This is a genomic window from Dactylosporangium sp. NPDC005555, assembly GCF_040605635.1.
Classification (GTDB): Bacteria; Actinomycetota; Actinomycetes; order Mycobacteriales; family Micromonosporaceae; genus Dactylosporangium.
Genome location: NZ_JBEXDG010000039.1, coordinates 68,683 through 92,768, shown reverse-complemented (window position 1 = coordinate 92,768; position 24,086 = coordinate 68,683). Strand labels below are relative to the sequence as shown.

Here is a 24,086-nt window from a genome sequence, read left to right as displayed (position 1 = left end):
CTCATCGTGAACCTCTCAACTCGTCGACCCACTGCCGCACCGCCTGGGCGGTCGAGCCGGCGTGGTGCTCCATCATCGTGAAGTGGTTGCCGGGCACGTCGATCGTCGTGTCCGCGTCCTGCCACGAGGTCTGCCACTCGTGCCTGGCGTAGGGCCCGTCGGGTCCGGCGGCGACGATCGGCTCGGAGCTGCGCAGCAGCAGCGACGGCGTGCTGAGCGGCCCGGGGCGCCAGCCGCCGAACAGGTCGAAGTACCAGCTCATCGCGGTCAGCCGGGCCGAGTCGAGGGTGGTGAAGAGACCCTGCCGGTCGAACATTCCGTCGATGAGCTCCGCCTGGAACTTGGCGAGCGGTGAGTCCTCGGTCGCCGGGTACGTGTCGAGCAGGACCACGCCGGCGGCGGGCGCGCCGAGGTCGTGCAGGCGGGTCGCGGCGGCGTGGGCGAGCAGCCCGCCGCCGGAGGAGCCGAGCAGGACCGCGGGCCGGTCGCCGACGCATTCGCGGACCAGCTCGGCCTGCATGTCGGTGACGGTCTCCCAGGTGGCCGGGAGACGTTCGTCGGTGAGGAAGCCGGGCACCGACAGCGCCCACACGTCGTGGGTGTCGCGGAAGCTGGCGGCGAGCCTCGCGTACTGGTGGACGCCGGCGAGCGCGACGAACGAGCTGAAGCAGATCAGCACCGGCCGGTCGGCGGGTCCGGACGTGAGCTTCACCGGCTGGAGCTCGCGGCCGAAGTCGGCGCGGGCCTTGAAGGTGGGGCGCAGCGCGGCGGCGGCGCGCAGCAGCGCGTAGCCCTGGTCGACCTGGCCGTTGCGGCACGCGTCGCGGAACATCGCCCCGATGCCGTCCTCCCGGCTCTCCTGGACCGGCTCCGATTTCCGCACCGCCACGCTGCCCAGCTGTTGCAGCAGGTGCGTGGTGAGCGCGGCCGGGGTCGGGTGGTCGAAGACGAGCGTCGGGGGCAGCCGCAGCGCGGTGGCGGCGCCGATCCGGTTGCGCAGCTCGACGGCGGTGAGCGAGTCGAAGCCCGCCTCGAGAAGGCTCTGCCCCGGCGGGACGGCGTCGGGCGTGGTGAACCCGAGCACCGCGGCGACCTGGGCGCGGACGAAGTCGAGGACCAGGGTCTCGCGGCCTTCCGCGGTCTCGCCGGCGAGCCGCTCCGTCAGCGACACCCCCGCCGTGGTCCCGCGCCCGGCGGCCCGCCGCGCGGTGCCGCGCACGAGGCCGCGCAGCAGCGGCGCCACCGCGTCGCCCTTGAGCGCCTGCAGGTCCAGCAGCATCGGCACGGCGAGGGGTTCGGCGCGGCCGACTGCGGCGTCGAACAGTGCCAGGCCGCGGGCCGGGTCCAGGGGCAGCAGGCCGCCGCGGGACATGCGGCGCACGTCGGCGTCCGTCAGGTCGCTGGTCATGCCGCTCGCGGTGATCCACGGCCCCCAGGCGAGCGCGGTCGCGGGCAGGCCGCGGCCGGCCCGGCGCTGCGCCCACGCGTCGAGGTAGGCGTTCGCGGCGGCGTAGTTGCCCTGCCCGGCGCCGCCGATGAGCCCGGACACCGACGAGTACACGGCGAACACGGCCAGGTCGTGCCCGGCGGTCAGCTCGTCGAGGTGCGTGACGGCGTCGACCTTCGGCCGCAGCACCGCGGACAGGCGGGCCGCGTCGAGGCCGCCGACGGTGGCGTCGTCGAGGATCCCGGCGGTGTGCACGACCGCGGTCAGCGGCCGGTCGGCGGGCACCGACGCGATGAGCGCGGCGACCGCGTCCCGGTCGGCGACGTCGCAGGCGGCGATGGTCACGTCGGCGCCGAGGGCGGCGAGTTCGGCGCGCAGCGCAGCGGCGCCGGCGGCCCGTCCGCCGCTGCGGCTGGCCAGCAGCAGGTGCCGCACGCCGTGCTCGGTCACCAGGTGGCGGGCGACCTGCGCGCCGAGCCCGCCGGTGCCGCCGGTGACGAGCGCGGTGTGCTCGGTGCGCAGCGGGGCCGGGAAGGTGAGGACGACCTTCCCGATGTGCCGGGTCTGGCTGATGTACCGGAACGCGTCCCGGGCCCGGCGGACGTCCCAGGCGGTGACCGGCAGCGGTGCCAGGACCCCCTGTTCGAACATGGCGACGAGGTCGCGGAGCATGACGCCGATCCGGTCGGGGCCGGCCTCGATGAGGTCGAAGGCGCGGTAGTGCACGCCCGGGTGGGCGGCGGCGACCGCGTCGGCGTCGCGGACGTCGGTCTTGCCCATCTCCAGGAAGCGCCCGCCGCGCGGCAGCAGCCGCAGCGACGCGTCGACGAACTCCCGCGCGAGGGCGTTGAGGACGAGGTCGACGCCGTCGCCGCCGGTCGCGTCGAGGAACTCCGGCTCGAACGCCAGGGTCCGTGACGAGGCGAGGCTGCCGGCGTCGACGCCGAGCCCGCGCACGACCGGCCACTTGCCGACGCCGGCGGTGGCGAGGACGTCGGCGCCGAGGTGCCGGGCCAGCTGGACGGCGGCCATGCCCACCCCGCCGGCGGCGGCGTGCACGAGGACCCGCTCCCCCGGGCGGAGCCCGCCGAGGTCGACGAGGGCGTAGTACGCGGTGAGGAACACCAGCGGCACCGACGCCGCCTGCGCGTTGGACCAGCCGGCCGGGATGCCGACGATCATGCGGTGGTCGGCGACGGCGACGGGGCCGAACGCGCCGGGGAACATGCCCATGACCCGGTCCCCGACGGCGAATCCGGTGACGCCGGGCCCGACCTCGGTGACGACGCCGGCGCCTTCCTGGCCGAGGGAGCCGGCCTCACCCGGGTACATGCCGAGGGCGTTGAGCACGTCGCGGAAGTTGACGCCGCCGGCCCGCACGGCGATGCGGACCTGGCCGGTGCGCAGCTCGCCGCCGGCTTCGTCGGCGCGCTCGACGGTGAGGCCTTCGAGGGTGCCGTCCTCGCCGGGGGTGAGCCGCCACGGGCCGTCCGGCGGGGTGAGCTCCTCGGCGCCGTTGACGGTGGCGAGGCGCGGGATGCGGGCGGTGCCGCCTTGCAGGAGCAGTGCGGGTTCGCCGGTGTCGAGGGCGGCGGGCAGCGCTGCGAGGGAGTCGGTGGAGGTGTCGAGGTCGACGAGGACGAAGTGCCCGGGGTCCTCCGACTGTGCCGAGCGGACGAGGCCGTGCACGGCCGCCGCGGCCGGGTCCCGCACGTCGTCGCCGACGGCGTCGCGGGTGAGGAACACCAGCCGCGACGCTCCGAACGCCGGGTTCTCGAGCCATCCCTGCACGTTGGCCAGGGCCCGCGTGGCCAGCCTGTGCGCCGCTTCCACGGCGTCGGTGGCGGGGGCCGCGCTGATGAGGAAGACGGTGGCGGGGATGCGGGCGCCGTTGTCGGCGGCGGCGGCGAGGGATGCCAGGTCGGCGTAGGACTCCAGGTGGACGCCGGCCGCGTCGGCGGCCGCGCCGAAGCCGAGACGGTCCTCGCCGATGACGGCCCAGCGCAGCGGTTGCGGTTCAGGGGTCGGCAGGCGAAGCGGCTGCCAGTCCAGGCGCAGCAGGCCGTCGGTGGCCCTTGTGGCGGCGGTCGGGGCCACAAGGGCCACCGGCAGTTCCCGCAGGGTCAGTGAGGCCACGGTCGCGACCGGGGCGCCGGTCGGGTCGGCCACGGTCAACTCGACGGCGTCGTTGCCCAGGGTCCGCAGCCGCACCCGAAGCCGGGTGGCGCCGGCGGCGTGGACGGTGGCTCCGGTCCATGCGAACGGGAGCCGCCCACGGTCGGTGCGGCCGAGCCCGGTGAACGCGACGGCGTGCAGGGCCGCGTCGAGCAGCGCGGGGTGGACGGTGAACCGGTCGGCGTCCTCGGCGGCGCCGCCGGGCAGCGCGACCTCGGCGTAGACGTCGTCACCGGCCCGCCACACGGACTCCAGGCCTTGGAACGTCGGTCCGTACCGGAACCCGGCGATGGCGAGGCCGGCGTAGAACCCGTCGAGGGAGACCGTTTCGGCGCCGGCGGGCGGCCAGGCCCGGTCCAGCGGCTCGACCGGCGCCGCATCGGCGTGCAGCAGGCCGGTGGCGTGCAGGGTCCAGGGGTGGCCGCCGTCGGCGGGCCGGGCGTGGATCGTGACCGGGCGGGCGTCGCTGTCGTCGGCGGCGGGGTCGACGCGGACCTGGAGCTCGGCGGCGCCGCGGTCGGGCAGGGTCAGCGGCGCGGCGAGGGTGAGCTCGTCGACGACCGGGCAGCCGACCTCGTCGCCGGCGCGCAGGGCGAGTTCGAGCAGGGCGGTGCCGGGGACGATGACCGCGCCGGGCAGGGCGTGGTCGGCGAGCCACGGGTGGGTGCGGGTCGACAGCCGGCCGGTGAGCACGACGGTGCCGGTGTCGGCGAGGGTGACGGCGGCGCCGAGCAGCGGGTGGTCGGCGGTCGCCAGGCCCGCGCCCGCGAGCCCGGCGACGCCGCCGGTGCCGGGGCGCGGCCAGAAGCGGGTGCGCTGGAACGCGTACGTGGGCAGGGTGGTGGGGGTGGCGCCCGCGGCGGTGAACGCGGCGGCCCGGTCGAGGGTGACGCCGGCGGTGACGAGCTGCGCGGCGCCGCGCAGGAACGCCTCGGTCTCCGGCTTGTCGCGGCGGGACAGCGCGACGCAGGTGGCGTCCTGCGGCAGGCCGTCCTGGGCCATGGCGGTGAGGACCGCGTCGGGGCCGACCTCGACGAAGCGGCTGTACCCGGCGGCGTGCAGGGCGGCGATCCCGTCGGCGAAGCGGACCGCGTCGCGGACGTGCCGGACCCAGTACCCGGGCTCGGTCAGCTCACCGGCGGCGGCGAACGTGCCGGTGAGGTTGCTGATCACCGGCAGCCGCGGCTCGTTGTACGTGACCGTGGCGGCGACCCGGGCGAACTCGGCGAGCATGCCGTCCATCCGCGGCGAGTGGAACGCGTGCGACACCCGCAGCCGCCGGGTGCGCCGGCCCGCCTCGGTGAAGTGGGCGGCGACCCGCTCGACGGCGGCCTCGTCGCCGGAGACGACGACGGCGTGCGGGCCGTTGACGGCGGCGATCCCGACGGTGGGGTCGAGCAGCGGCAGCACCTCGTCCTCGGCGGCCTGCAGCGCGACCATGGCGCCGCCGGTGGGCAGGGCCTGCATGAGCGCGGCCCGGGCGGCGACGAGGCGGCAGGCGTCGTCGAGGTCGAACACCCCGGCGACGTGCGCGGCGACGATCTCCCCGATCGAGTGGCCGATGAGCGCGTCGGCGGTCAGCCCGGCGGCGGTGGCGAGGCGGTACATGGCCAGTTCGAACGCGAACAGGGCGGGCTGGGTGTTGCCGGTGCGGTCGAGGGCGTCCCCGCCGGTGAACGCGACGTCCCGCAGTGGACGGTCGAGGGCCAGGTCGAAGCGGGCGCACGCGTCGTCGAACGCCTCGGCGAACACCGGGTGGGTGGCGTAGAGCCGCTCGCCCATGCCGCTGCGCTGGGCGCCCTGGCCGGTGAACAGGACCGCGGTGCGCCCGGGCCGGGCGGTGGCGGCACGCACGAGGGCCGGATGTCCGGTCCCGGCGGCGAGGGCGCGCAGTCCGGCGAGGAGGTCGTCGCCGGCACCGACGACGGCGGCGCGATCGGTGAGGAGCGCCCTGCCGGTGGCGAGGGCGGCGGCGACGTCGGCCGGGCGCAGGTGCGGGTGCCGGTCGAGGTGGTCCGCGAGCTGCCCCGCCTGTCCGGCGAGGGCGTCCTCGCCACGCGCGGACAGCAGCAGCGCGACCGGGCCGGCGGTCGGTGCCGGTACACCTGCCGCAACCGCGACCTGTGGAGCCTCTTCGAGGATGAGGTGGCCGTTGGTGCCGCTGATCCCGAACGCGGACACACCCGCGCGGCGGGGCCCCTGTGCGGGCTGCCAGTCGGCGGTCTCGGTGAGGAGGCGGACGGCGCCCGCGGTCCAGTCGACGTGGCTGGACGGTGTCGCGGCGTGCAGGGTCGGCGGCAGGATCCGGTGCCGCAACGCCTGGACGGCCTTGATGACCCCGGCGACACCGGCGGCGGCCTGCGTGTGACCGATGTTGGACTTGACGCTGCCGAGCCACAGTGGACGGTCGGCGGGCCGGTCCTGCCCGTAGGTCGCGAGCAGCGCCTGCGCCTCGATCGGGTCGCCGAGGCTGGTGCCGGTGCCGTGCGCCTCGAGGAGGTCGACGTCGGCGGGGCGCAGCCCGGCGGTGGCGAGGACCTGCCGGATGAGCCGCTGCTGAGCGGGACCGTTCGGGGCCGTCAGACCGTTGGAGGCGCCGTCCTGGTTGATCCCGGCGGCGCGGATGACGGCGAGGACGGTGTGGCCGTTGCGTTGCGCGTCGGAGAGCCGTTCGAGGAGGACCAGGCCGGCGCCCTCGCCCCAGTTGGTGCCGTCGGCGTCGTCGGAGAACGCCTTGCAGCGCCCGTCGGTGGCCAGGCCCCGCTGGCGGCTGAACGCGATGAACGACCCGGGCGTCGTCATGACGGTGACGCCGCCGGCGAGCGCGAGCTCGCATTCGCCGTTGCGCAGCGCCTGCGCGGCCCAGTGCATCGCGACCAGCGACGAGGAGCAGGCGGTGTCGACGGTGACGGCGGGGCCTTCGAGGCCGAGCGTGTAGGAGATCCGGCCGGACATGACGGCGGCGGTGTTGCCGGTGCCGACGTAGCCTTCGTCGAACGCGGACGCGGCGGCGAGGGTCGCGATGTAGTCCTGGCCGTTGGTGCCGGCGAACACGCCGACGCGTTCGCCGCGGACGGACAGCGGGTCGATGCCCGCGCGTTCGAACGCCTCCCACGCGACCTCGAGCAGCAGCCGCTGCTGGGGGTCCATGGTGAGCGCCTCGCGCGGGGAGATGCCGAAGAACTGCGGGTCGAAGTCGGCGACGCCGTCCAGGAAGCCGCCTTCGCGGACGTAGGAGGTGCCGGCGTGGTCGGGGTCGGGGTCGTAGATGCCGTCGAGGTCCCAGTTGCGGTCGGCCGGGAAGGCGCCGACGGCGTCGCCGCCGCTGACGACGAGATCCCACAACGCTTCCGGGGTGTTGACGCCGCCGGGGAAGCGGCAGCTCATGCTCACGATCGCGATGGGTTCGTCGGTGTACGCCGTGACCTCCTGCTTCGCCGCGACCGCGGTGCCGCCGAGCTCGGTCGCCAGGTGCGCGGCGAGCGCGGTCGCGGTCGGGTGGTCGAAGAGCAGGGTCGCCGGCAGTTTGAGGCCGGTGGCGGCGTTGAGCCGGTTGCGCAGCTCGACGGCGGTGAGCGAGTCGAAGCCGAGGTCCCGGAACGCCTGGTCCGCGTCGACGGCGTCGGCGCCGCCGTGCCCGAGCGCGGTGGCCGCCTCGGCGCGGACGATACCGAGCAGCGTGGCGTGCCGGTCGGCGGGACTCATCGCGGCGAGCTCGTCGCGGAAGGTGCCGTCCACGGGCGCGTCGACGCTGTCCAGCGCCGCGACCTCGGGCAGGTCGCCCAGCAGCGGGCTGGGGCGGGAGCCGGTGAACCCGGGGGCGAAGCGGGCCCAGTCGACATCGGCGACGGTGAGCGTGGTCTCGTCGGCGTCCAGCGCCCCCTGCAGGGCGTTGACGGCGAGCTGCGGGTCGAGGACGTGCAGGCCGCGGCGGCGCAGGAACTCCTCCGTGCCCTCCTCGGCGGTGACCATGCCGCCGCCGCCCCACGGACCCCACGCGACGGCGGTCGCGGCGCGGCCGCGGGCCCGGCGGTGCTGGGCGATGCCGTCGAGGACGGCGTTGGCGGCCGCGTACGCCGCCTGGCCGCCGCTGCCCCAGGTCGCGGAGATCGACGAGAACAGCACGAACGCGTCGAGGTCGCCCGTCAGTTCGTCCAGGTGTGCCGCACCTCGGGCCTTGGGCGCATAGATGGTGTCGAAGTCGGCTCGCGTCATGCCGTCGAGGACCTGCGACTGGGGCACGCCGGCGGCGTGCACGACGATCCGCAGGTCCGGCAGCGTGTCCAGGAGCGCGGCGACGGCGGCCCGGTCGGCGACGTCGCAGGCGGGGATGCTGACGCGGGCGCCGAGGGCCTCGAGTTCGGCGCGCAGTTCGGCGGCGCCGGGGGTCGCGTCGCCGCGGCGGCTGGTGAGGACGAGGTGTTCGGCGCCGCCTCGGGCGAGCCAGCGGGCGATGTGGGAGCCGAGGGCGCCGGTGCCGCCGGTGACGAGTGCGGTGCCGCGCGGCTTCCAGGTGGGGGCGCCGGCGGGGCGCTGCGGCGCGGGGGCGTGCACCAGGCGCCGGGTGAAGACCCCGGACGCGCGGACGGCGACCTGGTCCTCCGCGCCGCCGCCGGCCAGGACGGCGGTCAGGCGCTGGACGGCGCGGTCGTCGACCGTCTCGGGCAGGTCGATGAGGCCGCCCCAGCGTTGCGGGTATTCGAGGGCCGCGGCGCGGCCGAGGCCCCAGACGCCCGCGTGGGCCGGGGACCGCAGCGGGTCGGAGGCGCCGATGGACACCGCGCCGCTGGTGAGGACCCACAGTGGGGCGTCGACGCCGGTGGTCTGCTGGACGAGGGCGGTGGTGCCGGCGATGGAGGCGGGCACGACACCGTCGCCGTCGTCGTGCAACGCGAGCAGCGAGACGATCCCGGCGTAGGTGCCGTCGGGGACCTCGGTGACCGGCAGGACCGTCGCGCCGGCGGCGGTGAGCCCTGCGCCGACGCGGTCGAGGAGCGCTCCGCCGTCGCGGTGCAGGACCAGCCAGGTGCCGGTGAGGCCCTGGGTCCCCTCGAGCGTGGCGGGGCGCCAGCGGACCTGGTAGCGCCAGGTGTCCATGGTGGACTGTTCGTCCTTGCGGCGCCGCCAGGAGGCGAGGGCCGGCAGGACGGGGGCGAGGGTCTGCGCGTCGACGTGCAGGGTGCCGGCGAGCGTGTCCAGGTCGGCGGCGTCGACGGCGTCCCAGAACGCGGCGTCGACGGTGCCGGTGGCCGTTGCGGCCTTGGGGAGTTCGATGGTCGGCCAGTACTGCTTGTGCTGGAACGCGTAGGTGGGCACGTCGACCCGGCGGGCGCCCTGGAACAGCCGGGTCCAGTCCGGGGACCAGCCGGTGACGTGGGCCTGCGCCACCGCGGTCATCAGGGTGAGTGGTTCGTCGCGGTTCTTGCGCATGGCGGGGATGCCCTCGACCATCGCGGACAGCACGCCGTCCGGGCCGACCTCCAGGAACCTGGTCACGCCCTTGGTCCTGGCGGTCTCGACGGCGTCGGCGAACCGGACCGTGCCGCGAACCTGCCCGACCCAGTACTCCGGGTCGGTGACGTCACCGGTCGAGGTGGTGACGATCGGGATCGCCGGCGGGTTGAACGTCACCGTGCGCAGGACCTCGCGGAACGCGTCGAGCATCCCGTCCATCCGCGCGGAATGGAACGCATGGCTGACCCGCAGCCGCCGGGTCTTCTCGAACCCGGCGGCAACTCGGAGCACGGCGTCCTCGTCGCCGGAGACGACCACCGCGTCGGGCCCGTTCACCGCCGCGATCTCGGCGCCGTCGACCAGCACCGCACGAACGTCGTCCTCGGCGGCCTGGATCGCGACCATCGCACCGCCGGCCGGCAGCGCCTGCATGAGGCGGCCCCGGGCCTGGACGACCTTGCAGGCATCCGCCAGGGACCAGACCCCGGCCACGTGCGCCGCGGCGAGCTCGCCGATGGAGTGGCCGAGCAGGTGGTCCGGCTCGAGCCCCCACGATTCGAGGAGGCGATAGACCGCCACCTCGACCGCGAACAGGGCCGGCTGCGTCCACCGCGTCTCGTCGAGTTCCGCGCCTTCCACCTCGCGCAGCCCGTCGATGTGCGCGCAGACCTCGTCATACGCCTCGGCGAAGACCGGGAACGCCTGCCGCAGGCCGCGTCCCATTCCGGACCACTGCGCGCCCTGGCCCGTGAACAGCATCGCGGACCGCCCCTTGGCGGCCTTGCCGCGGACCACGACGTCGCCGAGCAGGACGGCCCGGTGCTCGAACGTGGACCTGCTCGTCGCCAGGGAGTACCCGACGTCCATGGGATCGGCCGCGGGAACGTCCCGCAGCCGGGCGATCTGCGAGTCGAGCGCCTCCGACGTCCGGGCCGACACCGGCAGCGGCACCACCGGCAGCGGCGCGGCAGCGGCGGCCGGCGGGACCGGCGGCGCCTGCTCAAGGATCACGTGGGCGTTGGTGCCGCTCATCCCGAACGACGACACACCCGCCCGGCGCGGCCGGCCGACCTCGGGCCACGGCCGGGTCTCGGTGAGCAGCTCGACGGCGCCTTCGGTCCAGTCGACGTGCGGGGACGGTTCGGTGACGTGCAGGGTCTGCGGCAGCATGCCGTGCCGCAGCGCCTGGACCATCTTGATGACGCCGCCGACGCCTGCCGCCGCCTGCGGGTGGCCGATGTTCGACTTCAACGACCCGAGCCACAACGGCTCTTCACGGTCCTGGCCGTAGGTCGCGAGGAGCGCCTGGGCCTCGATGGGGTCACCGAGCGGGGTGCCGGTGCCGTGCGCCTCGACGGCGTCGACGTCCGCGGAGGTGAGGCGGGCGTTGGCGAGCGCCCGGCGGATGACCCGCTGCTGGGCAGGGCCGTTCGGGGCCGTCAGACCGTTGGAGGCGCCGTCCTGGTTGACCGCGCTGCCGCGGATGACGGCGAGGACGGTGTGGCCGTTGCGTTGCGCGTCGGAGAGCCGCTCGAGCAGGACCATGCCGGCGCCCTCGGACCAGCTGGCGCCGTCGGCGGCGGCGGAGAACGGCTTGCACCGGCCGTCGGGGGCGAGGGCCCGCTGCCGGCTGTAGTCGATGAGCGACACGGGCGTCGACATGACGGTGACGCCGCCGGCGAGGGCCAGGGTGCAGTCCCCGGCGCGCAGCGACTGGATCGCCCAGTGCAGCGCGACGAGCGACGAGGAGCACGCGGTGTCCACCGACACGGCGGGTCCTTCGAGCCCGAACGTGTAGGCGATCCGGCCGGACAGCACGCTGAACGAGTTGCCGCTGCCGATCAGGCCCTCCGCGGACTCCTTCGCGAGCATCAGCAGGCCGACGTAGTCCTGGTATGTGACGCCGGCGAACACCCCCGTCTGGCTGCCGCGCAGCGACACCGGGTCGAGCCCGGCGTGTTCGAGGGCCTCCCACGAGGTCTCCAGCAGCAGCCGGTGCTGCGGGTCCATCGCGAGCGCCTCGCGGGGCGAGATGCCGAAGAACGCGGGGTCGAAGTCGCCGGCGTCGTGCAGGAAGCCGCCGCCCTGGGCGTAGCAGGTGCCGGGCGCGTCGGGGTCGGGGTTGTAGAGCGCCTCGACGTCCCAGCCGCGGTTCGTCGGGAACGGGGTGATCGCGTCGCCGCCGCTCATGACGAGGTTCCACAGGTCGTCGGCGCTGTTGACGTCGCCCGGGAAGCGGCAGGCCATGCCGACGATCGCGATCGGCTCGTCGACGGTCGCCGGGACGGTCTCGGGTTCGGCGACGGTGTCGGGCAGATCGAGCAGTTCCTGCCGCAGGTGCACCGCGACGGCGGCCGGGGTCGGCTGGTCGAAGACGAGCGTGGCCGGCAGCCGGACGCCGGTGGCCTCGGTGAGCGCGTTGCGGAGCTCGACGGCGGTGAGCGAGTTGACGCCGAGGTTCTTGAACGGCTGGTCCGCCTCGACGGTGGTCACGTCGGCGTGCCCGAGCACCATCGCGGTGCGTTCCCGGACCAGGTCGGTGAGCAGGCTGCGCTGGTCCGCCTCGGCGAGCCCGGCGAGCCGTTCGGACAGGGCGTTCCCCGCAGGGGCCACGGCCGCGGCCGACCTCCTGCGCGATGCGGTTGCCCCTGTCCGCGTCGTTCGCGTCGGTACGACCACCGCCGGCTCGACGCTCGACGCGGTGCCGGTGGACTCCGTCACGGGGCCCGCAGCGGCCGCGCGCGCCGCTACGGACGTGGCGGCGGGGCGTGCGACGCTTCCGTCGCCGGACTCGGCGGGGGCGGCGGTCGGGCGCATCACGAGGGCGTCGACGGACGCGACGGGCGCGCCGGTCGGGTCGGCGGCGAGGATGGCGACGGCGCCGGGGCGGCCGGTCGGGGTGAGCCGCACCCGCAGCCGGCGGGCGCCGGTGGCGTGCAGCGTGAACCCGTTCCACGAGAACGGCAGCAGGTCGCCGTCGAGCCCCGGCAGCACGCCGAGCGCGAGCGGGTGCAGGGCCGCGTCGAGCAGCGCCGGCCGCAGCCAGAAGCCGTCGTCGCCGGGCTGCGGGTCGACGTCGACCTCGGCGTAGAGGCTGCCGCCGGCCCGCCAGGCGCCGCGGAGCCCCTGGAACGCGGGACCGTAGGCGAAGCCGGCGCCGGCCCAGCGCTCGTACAGGCTGTCGACGGCGACCGGCTCGGCGCCCGCCGGCGGCCACTGCGTCAGCCGGTCGAGGTCACCGGCGGGGCCGGTGGAGGCGCTGCCGTGCGCGTGCCGGGTCCAGGGTCCGCCGTCGGTGCGGCTGTACACGCTGACCTGCCGCGATCCGAGCCGGTCGAGGCCGCCGACGGCGACCTGCAGCTCCACCGTCCCTGACGCGGGCACCGGCAGGGACGCCTCGAGGACGAGCTCGTCGAGGCGGTCGCAGCCGGCCTCGTCGGCGGCCCGGACGGCGAGGTCGACGAGGACGGCGCCGGGCACGTACGCGACGCCGTGGACGACGTGCTGGGCGAGCCACGGATGCTGGTGGACGGACGCCTTGCCGGTGACGACGATCCCGTCCCCGCCGGCGATCTGCACGACGTCGCCCAGCAGCGGGTGGCCGATGCCGGCGCCCCGGTGGCCCTGGTCCGTGCCGTCCAGCCAGTAGCGCTGCCGCTGGAACGCGTACGTGGGCAGGTCGACGCGGCGTCCACCGTGGAAGAGCAGCGTCCAGTCCGGCGACCACCCGGCGACGTGGGCGCGGGCGACGGCGGTCAGCAAGGTGAGTGCCTCGTCGCGGTCCTTGCGCATGGCGGGGATCCCGTCGACCAGCGCCGACAGCACCCCGTCCGGGCCGACCTCCAGGAACCTGGTCACGCCCTTCGCCTTCAGCGACCCGGCGGCGTCGGCGAACCGGACCGTGCCGCGGACCTGCTGGACCCAGTACTCCGGGTCGGTCACGTCGCCGGTCGACGTGACGGCGATCGGGACCGCCGGCGGGTTGAACGTCACGCTCCGCAGCACCTCACGGAACGCGTCGAGCATCCCGTCCATCCGCGCCGAATGGAACGCGTGCGACACCCGCAGCCGCTTGGTCCTCCCGAACCGCGCGGCGGTCGCTTCGACGGCGGCGTCGTCACCGGACACCACCACCGCGTCCGGGCCGTTGACCGCCGCGATCCCGGCGCCGTCGACCAACGCCGCCCGCACGTCCGCCTCGGAGGCCTGGATCGCGACCATCGCACCACCGGCGGGCAGCGCCTGCATCAGCCGGCCCCGCGCCTGGACGACCTTGCACGCGTCCGCCAGGGACCAGACCCCGGCGACGTGCGCGGCGGCGAGCTCACCGATCGAGTGGCCCAGCAGGTAATCGGGCTTGAGACCCCACGACTCCAGCAGGCGGTACACCGCGACCTCGACGGCGAAGAGGGCAGGCTGCGTCCACCGCGTCTCGTCGAGCGCCGCGCCTTCCACCTCGCGCAGACCCTCGATGTGCGCGCAGACCTCGTCATACGCCGACCTGTACACCGGGAACGCCTGGTAGAGGCCGCGTCCCATACCGGACCACTGAGCACCCTGACCGGTGAACAGCATCGCCGACCCACCGTCGCGGACCCGGCCACGGACCACGACGTCGTCGAGCAGCACCGCCCGGTGTTCGAGGCCCGACCTGCCGGTCGCCAGGGAGAACCCGACGTCCGTGGGATCGAGGTCCGTGACCGTCCGGACCCGGTCCAGCTGCGCGTCGAGGGCCGTGACCGTGTGCCCCGACACCACCCACGGCGTCACCGGCAGCACCGTCCGTGCCGCGTCGGCGGTCTCCTCAGTGGCGGGGGGCTGTTCCAGGATGACGTGGGCGTTCGTACCGGAGACGCCGAACGCGGAAACGCCGGCGCGACGCGGACGGTCCAGCGCCGGCCAGTCACGGGCCTCGGTGAGCACCTCCACGGCGCCCTCGGACCAGTCGATCCTGGTCGACGGCGCGTCGACGTGCAGGGTGCGGGGCAGGACGCCGTGCCGCAGCGCCATGACGGTCTTGATGATCCCGGCGACGCCGGCGGCGGCCTGGGTGTGCCCGATGTTCGACTTCAGCGATCCGATCCACAGCGGCGTCGCGCGGTCCTGGCCGTAGGTGGCCAGGAGCGCCTGCGCCTCGATGGGGTCGCCGAGGCTGGTGCCGGTGCCGTGCGCCTCGACGGCGTCCACATCGGACGGCTGGAGGTCGGCGGCGGCGAGCGCGGCGCGGATGACCCGCTGCTGGGCGGGACCGTTCGGGGCGGTGAGGCCGTTGGAGGCGCCGTCCTGGTTCACCGCCGATCCCTTGACGACGGCGAGGACCGGGTGACCGTTGGCGACCGCGTCGGAGAGCCGTTCGACGAGGAGCAGGCCGACGCCCTCCCCCCAGCCGGTGCCGTCCGCGTCGTCGGAGAACGCCCGGCAGCGGCCCTGCGCGGCGAGGCCACCCTGCCGGCTGAACTCGGCGAACACGCCCGGGGTCGCCATGACGGTGACGCCGCCGGCGAGGGCGAGGCCGCACTCGCCGCGGCGCAGCGCCTGCACGGCCAGGTGCAGCGCGACCAGCGACGACGAGCACGCGGTGTCGATGGTGACGGCCGGTCCCTGCAGCCCGTAGGTGTAGGAGAGCCGCCCGGACAGGACGCTGCCGGAGTTGCCGGTGAGCATGTGCCCGGCGAGCTCGTCGGGGATCGTGGTGAGGTTCGACGCGTACCCGGACGGTGAGGCGCCGACGAACACACCGGTGGCGCTGCCGCTGAGCGTCGCCGGGTCGAGTCCGGCGCGTTCGAACAGCTCCCACGAGGCTTCCAGCAGCAGCCGCTGCTGCGGGTCCATCGCGAGGGCCTCGCGGGGCGAGATGTTGAACAGGCCGGCGTCGAAGAGGGTGGCGGTGTCGAGGAACCCGCCCTCGGTGGTGGTGCTGTTCCCGTCGTGCTGCGGCCCGTACAGGCCGGCGACGTCCCAGCCGCGGTCGGCGGGCATGGCGGCGACGGCGTCGGTGCCGTCGACGACGAGCTGCCACAGGGATTCGGCGTCGCTGACCCCGCCGGGGAAACGGCAGGCCATGGCGACGATCGCGATCGGCTCGTCGGCCGGGGCGGCGGTCACCGGGACGACCGCCGCGGTCTCGCCCGCCGCGAAGAAGGTGGTGGCGAGGTGGCGGGCGACGGCACGGGCGGTCGGGTGGTCGAAGACGAGCGTCATCGGCAGCCGCAGGCCGGTGGCGGCGCCGAGCCGGTTGCGCAGCTCGACGGCGGTGAGGGAGTCGAAGCCGAGCTCGCGGAACGGGCGGGCCGCCTCGAGGTCGCCCGCTCCGCCGAGCCGCAGGACCGCGGCGGCCTCGGCCCTGACCAGGTCGAGCAGGGCGGCGTCGCGTTCGGTGGAGGTCATCGGCGTGAGCCGGTCGCGCAGCGCGCCGTCGCCGGTGCCGGGTCCGCTGTCGGTGGCCGTCAGTTCGGCAACGCCGGGCAGGTCGCCGAGCAGCGGGCTGGGACGGGCGGCGGTGAACGTGGGGGCGAACCGGGTCCAGTCGACGTCGGCGACGGTGATGACGGCGTCGCGGCCGGCGACGGCTCCGGACAGCGCGGCCAGGGCCGTTTCGGGTGGCATGGGCCGGATCCCGCGGCGCAGGAGGGCGTCGCGGCTGGTGTCGTCGGCTGCCATGCCGCTGCCGGCCCAGGCGCCCCACTGGACGGCGGTCGCGGCGGCGCCACGGGCCCGGCGGTCCTCGGCGACGGCGTCCAGGACGGCGTTGCCCGCGGCGTACGCGGCCTGCCCGCCGCTGCCCCAGGCGGCGGCGATCGAGGAGAACAGCACGAACGCGTCGAGGTCCCGGTCGGCGAGGAGCGCGTCGAGGTGCCGTGCCCCGGCGGCCTTCCCGGCGTAGACGGCGGCGAAGCCGGCGAGATCCATGTCGGGCAGCGTCTGCGACTGCGGCAACCCGGCGGCGTGGACGACGGCCCGGATCGGACCGGCGGTGGCTTCCGCCTCGGCGAGCACGGCGGCGACGGCGTCCCGGTCGGCGAGGTCGCAGGCGACGACGGTGGCACCCGCGCCGAGGGCGCCGAGCTCGGCGACGAGGTCATCCGCACCAGGTGCGTCCGGGCCCCGGCGGCTGGCGAGGATCAGGTGGCTCGCGCCACGGCCCGCGAGCCAGCGGGCGACCCGGCCGCCGAGGGCGCCGGTGCCGCCGGTGACCAGGACGGTGCCGGTGGGCCGCCAGTCGCCGGTGCCGGCGGCGGCCGGGGCGGTGGTCAGGCGCCGGCCGAACACGCCGCCCCTGCGGACGGCGACCTGGTCCTCGGCACCGCCACCGGCGAGGATGGCGACGACGTGCCGCAGTGCGGCGTCGTCGAGGCCGGCGGTGGCAACGGCGTCGTCCGCACCGGCCCTCGCGGCCGCGCCGGCGGGGCCGGCGTTCGCGGCGGCGGCCGGGCCGGCGTTCGCGGCGGTCTGCGTCCAGGTCGCCGGGAGGTCGATGAGGCCGCCCCAGCGGGTCGGGTGCTCGAGACCGACGACGCGGCCGAGGCCCCAGACCGCGGCCTGGTCGACGGCCCGCGGCGGGTCGTCCGGGCCGGTGGAGACCGCGCCCGCAGTGAGGCACCACAGTGGAGCGTCGACGGCGAGGTCGGTGAGGACCTGGGCGAGCAGCAGCGTCGCTGCGGTCCCGGCGGTGACGTGCGGCTGGTCGGGCCGGGGACGTCCGTCGAGGGCGAGCAACGACAGGATCCCGGCCGGCTGGGCCAGCTCCGCCACCTCCGCCGTGGCCAGGGCGAGGACCCCACGGTCGGCGGTGGCCGCGTCGACGGTCACGGCCGTGACGTCCAGCCCGTGACGGCGGAGCCCGTCGAGGAGGTCCGTCGCGGTGTGTACCGCGGGGACCACCGCGATCCACGGCCCCCGCGCCTGCGGGGTGGGCAGGTCGGTGAGGGCCTTCCACGTCGTGCGGTAGCGCCACCCGGCGACGGCGGCGCCCGTGCGCTGCTCGGCGTGCCAGGCGGTGAGGGCGGGCAGCAGCGGGCTGAGCGCCGCCGGTTCGACGCGCAGGGTCGTGGCGAGGCCGTCGAGGTCGGCGTGTTCGACGGCGTCCCAGAAGCGGCCGTCGAGGGTGCCGGCCGGGGCGCCGCCGAGCTTGAGCGTGGGCCAGAAGCGGGTGTGCTGGAACGCGTAGGTGGGCAGCGTGACGGTACGAGCGCCGCTGCCGGCGAAGACAGCGCTCCAGTCGACGGTGCCGCCGCCGGTCCACAGCTGGGCGAGGGCCGTGAGGAACCGGACGGGTCCGCCGTCGTCGCGGCGCAGGGTGCCGGTGACGACGGCGTCGGACCCGGCGCTGTCAAGGGTCTCCTGGACGCCGACGGTGACGACCGGATGCGGGCTGACCTCGACGAACGCCGTGAAACCTTCGCCGGCGAGGGCTCGGACGACGGGTTCGAACTCGACCGTCCGCCGCAGGTTGGTGAACCAGTACGCCGCCGAGCCGACCTCGACGTCGCCGGCGTCGCCGACGGTCGAGCGGAACGCGATCCGCGGCTCGGCGGGCCGCACCGGGCCGAGGACGGACAGGAGCTTCTCGTGGATCGTCTCGACGTGCGCGGAGTGCGACGCATAGTCGACGTCGATGCGGCGGGCGCGCACGTCGTCAGCGGCACACGCGGCGATGCATTCGACGACGGCGTCGACGTCGCCGGAGACGACGACCGAGGTGGGGCCGTTGACCGCGGCGACCGACAGCCGCCCCGGCCAGGCGGCGATGCGCCGCTGGACGTCGTCGACGGACGCGGACACCGACATCATGCCGCCGTGCCCGGACAGTTCGAGCAGCGCCTGGCTGCGCAGCGCGACGACGCGGGCGGCGTCGGGCAGTGTGAGGAGCCCCGCGACGCAGGCGGCGGCGATCTCGCCCTGGCTGTGCCCGACGACGGCGGCGGGTTCGACGCCGTGGGCGCGCCACAGCTCGGCGAGGGAGACCATGACGGCGAACAGGACCGGCTGGACGACGTCGACGCGGTCCAGCGACGGTGCGCCGGGCTCGCCGCGCAGGACGTCGGTGAGCCGCCAGTCGACGAACGGCCGCAGCGCCGCTTCGCAGCGGGTGATGTGCTCGCGGAACACGGGCGCGGTGTCGAGCAGGCCGGTGGCCATGCCCGCCCACTGGGAGCCCTGCCCGGGGAACAGGAACGCGACCTTCCCGGCCGGCTCGGCGTGACCGGTGACGGCGCCCGTGGTGGGGGTGCCGTCGGCCAGGTCGGTGAGGTGCCGCAGCAGCGTGGCCCGGTCGGCGCCGGCCACGACGGCGCGGTGCGGCAGTGCGCCGCGGGTGGTGACGAGGCTGTGCCCGATGTCGGTGGCGCTCAGGTCGGGTTGTCCGCTGAGGTACGCGCGGAGCCTGTCCGCCTGGTCGCGGAGCCCGGCGGCGCTGCGCGCGGACAGCAGCCACGGCACCGCGGGCGGCTCTTCCTGTGCGGCCACCGCTTCCGGCGCACGTTGCGGCGCCTGTTCGAGAATGACGTGCGCGTTCGTGCCGGAGACGCCGAACGAGGACACACCGGCGCGGCGGGGACGCTCGCCGGACGGCCACGGCTGCGCCTCGGTGAGGAGTGCGACGGCGCCGCCGGTCCAGTCCACGTGGGACGAGGGTGCGGTGACGTGCAGGGTCCGGGGCAGGGTCTGGTGCCGCAGGGCGAGGACCATCTTCATGATCCCGGCGACGCCGGCGGCGGCCTGGGTGTGGCCGATGTTCGACTTGATCGACCCGAGCCACAAGGGTGTGGACCGGTCCTGCCCGTAGGTGGCGAGCAGTGCCTGCGCCTCGATCGGGTCGCCGAGGCTGGTGCCGGTGCCGTGCGCCTCGACGGCGTCCACATCGGACGGCTGGAGGTCGGCGGCGGCGAGCGCGGCACGGATGACCCGCTGCTGGGCGGGACCGTTCGGGGCGGTGAGGCCGTTGGAGGCGCCGTCCTGGTTCACCGCCGATCCCTTGACGATCGCCAGGACAGGGTGCCCGTTCGCGACCGCGTCGGAGAGCCGCTCGACGAGGAGCAGGCCGACGCCCTCGCCCCAGCCGGTGCCGTCCGCGTCGTCGGAGAACGCCTTGCAGCGGCCGTCGACGGACAGGCCGCGCTGGCGGGAGAACTCGACGAACAGGCCGGGCGTCGACATGACGGTGACGCCACCGGCGAGGGCCATGCCGCACTCGCCGCGGTGCAGGGCCTGGACCGCGAGGTGCAGGGCGACCAGCGACGCCGAGCACGCCGTGTCGACGGTGACCGCGGGTCCTTCGAGGCCGAACGTGTACGACAGCCGCCCGGACACGACGCTGGCGGCGTTGCCGGTGCCCTGGTAGCCCTCGACGTTCTCGGTGGCGTGGGTGAGCAGGGCGCCGTAGTCCTGGCCGTTGGTGCCGACGAACACGCCGGTGGCGCTGCCGCGCAGCGTGGCGGGGTCGATCCCGGCCCGTTCGAACGTCTCCCACGCGGTCTCCAGCAGCAGCCGCTGCTGCGGGTCCATCGCCAGGGCCTCACGCGGCGAGATGCCGAAGAACCCGGCGTCGAACCCGGCTGCGCCGGGCAGGAACCCACCGGCGCGGGTGTATGAGGTGCCCGTCCGGTCGGGGTCGGGGTCGAAGAGGGAGCCGAGGTCCCAGCCGCGGTCGGCGGGGAACTCCCCCATCGCGTCACGGCCCTCGACGAGCAGCTCCCACAGCGCTTCCGGCGAGGTGGCGCCGCCGGGGAACCTGCCTGCCATGGCGACGATCGCGATCGGCTCGTCGGTGGCGGCCGGCGCCGCTGTCGTGACGGCCGGGGCGGCGCCGAGGAGCGTGTCGAGGAGGTGCTGGGCGAGGCCGGCGGGGGTCGGGTAGTCGAAGACGAGTGTGGAAGGCAGGGTGCGGCCGGTGGCGGCGGCGATCGCGTTGCGGAACTCGACGGCGGTGAGCGAGTCGAACCCGAGGTCGCGGAACGCCCGGTCGGCGCCGACCGCACCGGTGCCGGTGTGGCCGAGGACGGCGGCGGCGCGTTCCCGGACGAGGTCGAGCAGCATCGGGTGGCGTTCGTCGGCGGGCAGCGCGGCGAGCCGGGCGACCAGCGGTGACGCCGTCGCCGCCGGACGGGCGGCGGGCGCGAGGTCGGCGATGAACGGTGCGGGCCGGCTCGTCGTGAACGCGGGTCCGAACGATTCCCAGTCGATGTCGGCGACGATGACCGTGGGGTCGCCGCCGACCCGGCCGAGTGCGGTGACCGCGGTGGCCGGGTGCATGGGCCGGACGCCGCCCCGGCGGTGCCGGTCGCCGAGGTCCCCGGCCATGCCGTCGCCGGCCCAGGTGCCCCAGGCGATGGAGACGGCCGGGAGCCCCGCGGCGCGGCGCTGCTCGGCGATCGCGTCGAGGGCGGCGTTGGCGGCGGCGTAGTTGCCCTGGCCCGCCGAGCCGACCGACCCGGCGAACGACGAGAACATCACGAACGCGTCCAGCGGCACGTCCCGGGTCGCGGCGTCGAGGTGCAGAGCGCCGTCGACCTTCGCCGCCATGACCGCGGCGATCCGCTCCGGGGTCAGGCTGTCGATGACACCGTCGTCGACGACGCCCGCCGCGTGGACCACTGCGGTCGGCGTGAACCGCTGCATGAGGTCCTCAGCCACGCCGGGCCGGGCGATGTCGGCCGCCACGATCTCGACGCCGGGGATGTCGAGACCGGCCGCGCCGGGCGCGTCCGGGCCGCGACGGCTGACCAGGACGATCCTGGACGCGCCTTCCGCGGCGAGCCACCGGGCGACGTGCACGCCGAGCGCTCCGGTGCCGCCGGTGACCAGGACCGTCCCCGACGGACGCCACCCCGGCGCCGCGGCGGCCTTTGCGAGACGCCGGCCGTAGACCTTGCCGGACCGGACCCTGACCTGGTCCTCGGCACCGCCGAGCACACCAGGCAGCAGGCTGAGGCCGGTCTCGTCGGAGTCGATGTCGACGAGGCCGCCCCACCGGTCGGGATGTTCGAGGGCGACGACCCGGCCGAGGCCCCACACGGCGCGCTGGGCCGGATCGGTGGCGGCGGCGCGGGTCACGCACCACAGCGGAGCGGTGACGGCCTGCGCGAGGGCGAGGGCTTCGGCGGCATCGGCGGGCGACGCGACGACACCCGCGAACGGGACCGCCGGGATGTCCGCCGGGGTCTGGACGATCATCGTGTCGACGCCGGCCGAGGTCAGGGCGTCCGCGACGGCGGTGTCGCCGATGACGAGCCAGGTGCCGGTCCCGGCGACGTCGCGGTGCGGCAGTTCGGTCCACGTGTCGTGGTAGAGCCAGCCGTCCACGGTGGACCGTCGCCGCTGCCGCCACTGCGTCAGGGCCGGGACGACCGCGCCGAGGGTGTCGGCGTCGATGCCGAGCAGATCACTGAGGTCGCCGGACTCGACGGCCGCCCAGAAGTCGGTGTCCGCCTCGGTGGCAGGGCGGAGCGTCGGCCAGAACCGCTGCCGTTGGAACGCATATGTCGGCAGGTCGACGCGGCGGCCACCGGCGAAGATGGCCGTCCAGTCCGGGGACCATCCGGTGACGTGGGCCCGGGCGACGGCGGTCATCAGTGTGGCGACCTCGTCGCGGCCCTTGCGCATCGCGGGGATCCCGTCGACCAGCGCGGACAGCACCCCGTCGGGGCCGACCTCCAGGAACCGTGTGACGCCCTTCGCCTTGACGGTGTCGACCGCGTCGGCGAACCGGACCGTGCCACGGACCTGCCGGACCCAGTACTCCGGGTCGGTGACGTCACCGGTCGAGGTGGCGACGACCGGGATCGCCGCCGGGCTGAACGTCACCGTGGACAGGACGTCGCGGAACGCGTCGAGCATCCCGTCCATCCGCGCCGAATGGAACGCGTGACTGACCCGCAGCCGCCGGGTCTTCTCGAACCGGGCGGCAACCGTGAGGACCGCTTCTTCGTCGCCGGAGACGACCACCGCGTCGGGACCGTTGACCGCGGCGATCTCCGCACCGTCGACCAGCGCCGCGCAGACCGCCTCCTCGGAAGCCTGGACCGCGACCATCGCACCGCCCCGGGGCAGCGCCTGCATCAGGCGACCCCGGGCCTCGACGACTTTGCACGCGTCGGCCAGGGACCAGACCCCGGCGACGTGCGCGGCGGCGAGCTCACCGATCGAATGGCCGAGCAGGAAGTCGGGCCGCAGCCCCCACGACTCCAGCAGGCGGTACACCGCGACCTCGACCGCGAAGAGGGCAGGCTGCGTCCACTGCGTCTCGTCGAGCAGGTCACCCTCGATGTCCGCGAGACCGTCGATGTGGGCGCAGACCTCGTCGTAAGCGCTCTTGTACACCGGGAACGCCTCGTAGAGGCCGCGTCCCATGCCGGACCGCTGCGCGCCCTGACCGGTGAACAGCATCGCCGACCCGCCGGCGCGGACGCTGCCACGGACCACCGTGTCGCCGAGCAGGACCGCGCGGAGTTCGAGCCTGGACCGGCCGGCCAGGGACCAGCCGACGTCCACGGCGTCCACGCCGGTGACCGCCCGTAGCCGGTCCAACTGCGCGTCGAGGGCCTCGGTGGTGTGACCGGACACGAGCCAGGGAGTCACCGGCAGCACCGTCCGAGGTGTCTCGGCGGCCTCTTCGGTGGCGGGAGGTTGTTCAAGGATGACGTGCGCGTTCGTACCGGAGACGCCGAAGGACGAAACGGCGGCTCGGCGTGGCCGGTCGACGGCGGGCCAGGCCCGGGTCTCGGTCAGCAGCTCCACCGCGCCCGCGGACCAGTCCACATGGGACGACGGCGCGGTGACGTGCAGGGTGCGGGGCATCGTGGCGTGCCCGATCGCGAGGACCATCTTGATGATCCCGGCGACCCCGGCGGCGGCCTGCGTGTGGCCGATGTTCGACTTCACGGATCCGAGCCACAGCGGCTCCTCGCGGCCCTGCCCGTAGGTCGCGAGCAGCGCCTGCGCCTCGATCGGGTCGCCGAGACCCGTGCCGGTGCCGTGCGCCTCGACGGCGTCGACCTCGGTGGCGGCGATCCCGGCGGCGGCGAGCGCGGCCCGGATGACCCGCTGCTGCGCGGGACCGTTCGGGGCGGTGAGTCCGTTGGAGGCGCCGTCCTGGTTGACGGCGGAGCCGCGGACGACGGCGAGGACGGGGTGGCCGTTGGCGACGGCGTCGCTGAGCCGCTCCAGGAGCAGGACGCCGACGCCTTCGCCCCAGCCGGTGCCGTCGGCGTCGTCGGAGAACGCCTTGCAGCGCCCGTCGACGGACAGGCCGCGCTGGCGGGAGAACTCGACGAACACGCCCGGGGTGGACATGACGGTGACGCCGCCGGCGAGGGCGAGGCTGCATTCGCCGCGGCGCAGCGCCTGCGTCGCGAGGTGCAGCGCGACCAGCGAGGCGGAGCACGCCGTGTCGACGGTGACCGCGGGTCCTTCGAGCCCGAACGTGTAGGAGAGCCGGCCCGACACGACGCTGGCGGCGTTGCCGGTGCCGAGGTACCCCTCGACGTTCTCCTCGGCGTGGGTGAGCAGGTTCAGGTATTCCTGGCCGTTGGTGCCGACGAACACGCCGGTGGGGGTGCCGCGCATGCCGCGCGGGTCCAGGCCGGCGCGTTCGAAGACCTCCCACGACGTTTCAAGGAGGAGCCGCTGCTGCGGGTCCATGGCGAGGGCCTCGCGCGGCGAGATGCCGAAGAGCCCGGCGTCGAACTCGGCGGCGTCGCGCAGGAACCCACCGACGCGGGTGTAGGTGCTGCCCGGCCGGTCGGGGTCGTCGTCGAAGAGCGCGCCGAGGTCCCAGCCACGGTCGGCCGGGAAGTCGCCGATGGCGTCCCGGCCGTCCAGCAGCAGCTGCCACAGGTCCTCCGGTGACGTGACATCACCGGGGAACCGGCAGCCCATCGCCACGATCGCGATGGGCTCCTGCTGGGCGGCCTCCAGCTCACGCAGCCGCTGCCGGGTCTGGGCGAGGTCTCCGGTCACCCATTTCAGATAGTCCCGGAGTTTGTCCTCGTTCATGACAACCCCACCCGTCGCC

At 75.2% G+C, this 24,086-nt stretch carries 1 protein-coding gene; it reads right to left on the bottom strand.

Features of this window, described 5'->3' with window-relative positions:
• Position 1 precedes the first annotated feature (1 nt).
• The gene (locus ABZS58_RS34025; RefSeq protein WP_354787354.1) at positions 2-24,067 is read right to left on the bottom strand and encodes a type I polyketide synthase; all 24,066 of its coding nucleotides are present in this window, start codon (positions 24,065-24,067) and stop codon (positions 2-4) included.
• Positions 24,068-24,086 lie beyond the last annotated feature (19 nt).

Excerpts from the sequence above, each read along its gene's own strand:
- ABZS58_RS34025 (WP_354787354.1), bottom strand. The coding sequence starts at position 24,067 with ATGAACGAGGACAAACTCCGGGACTATCTGAAATGGGTGACCGGAGAC.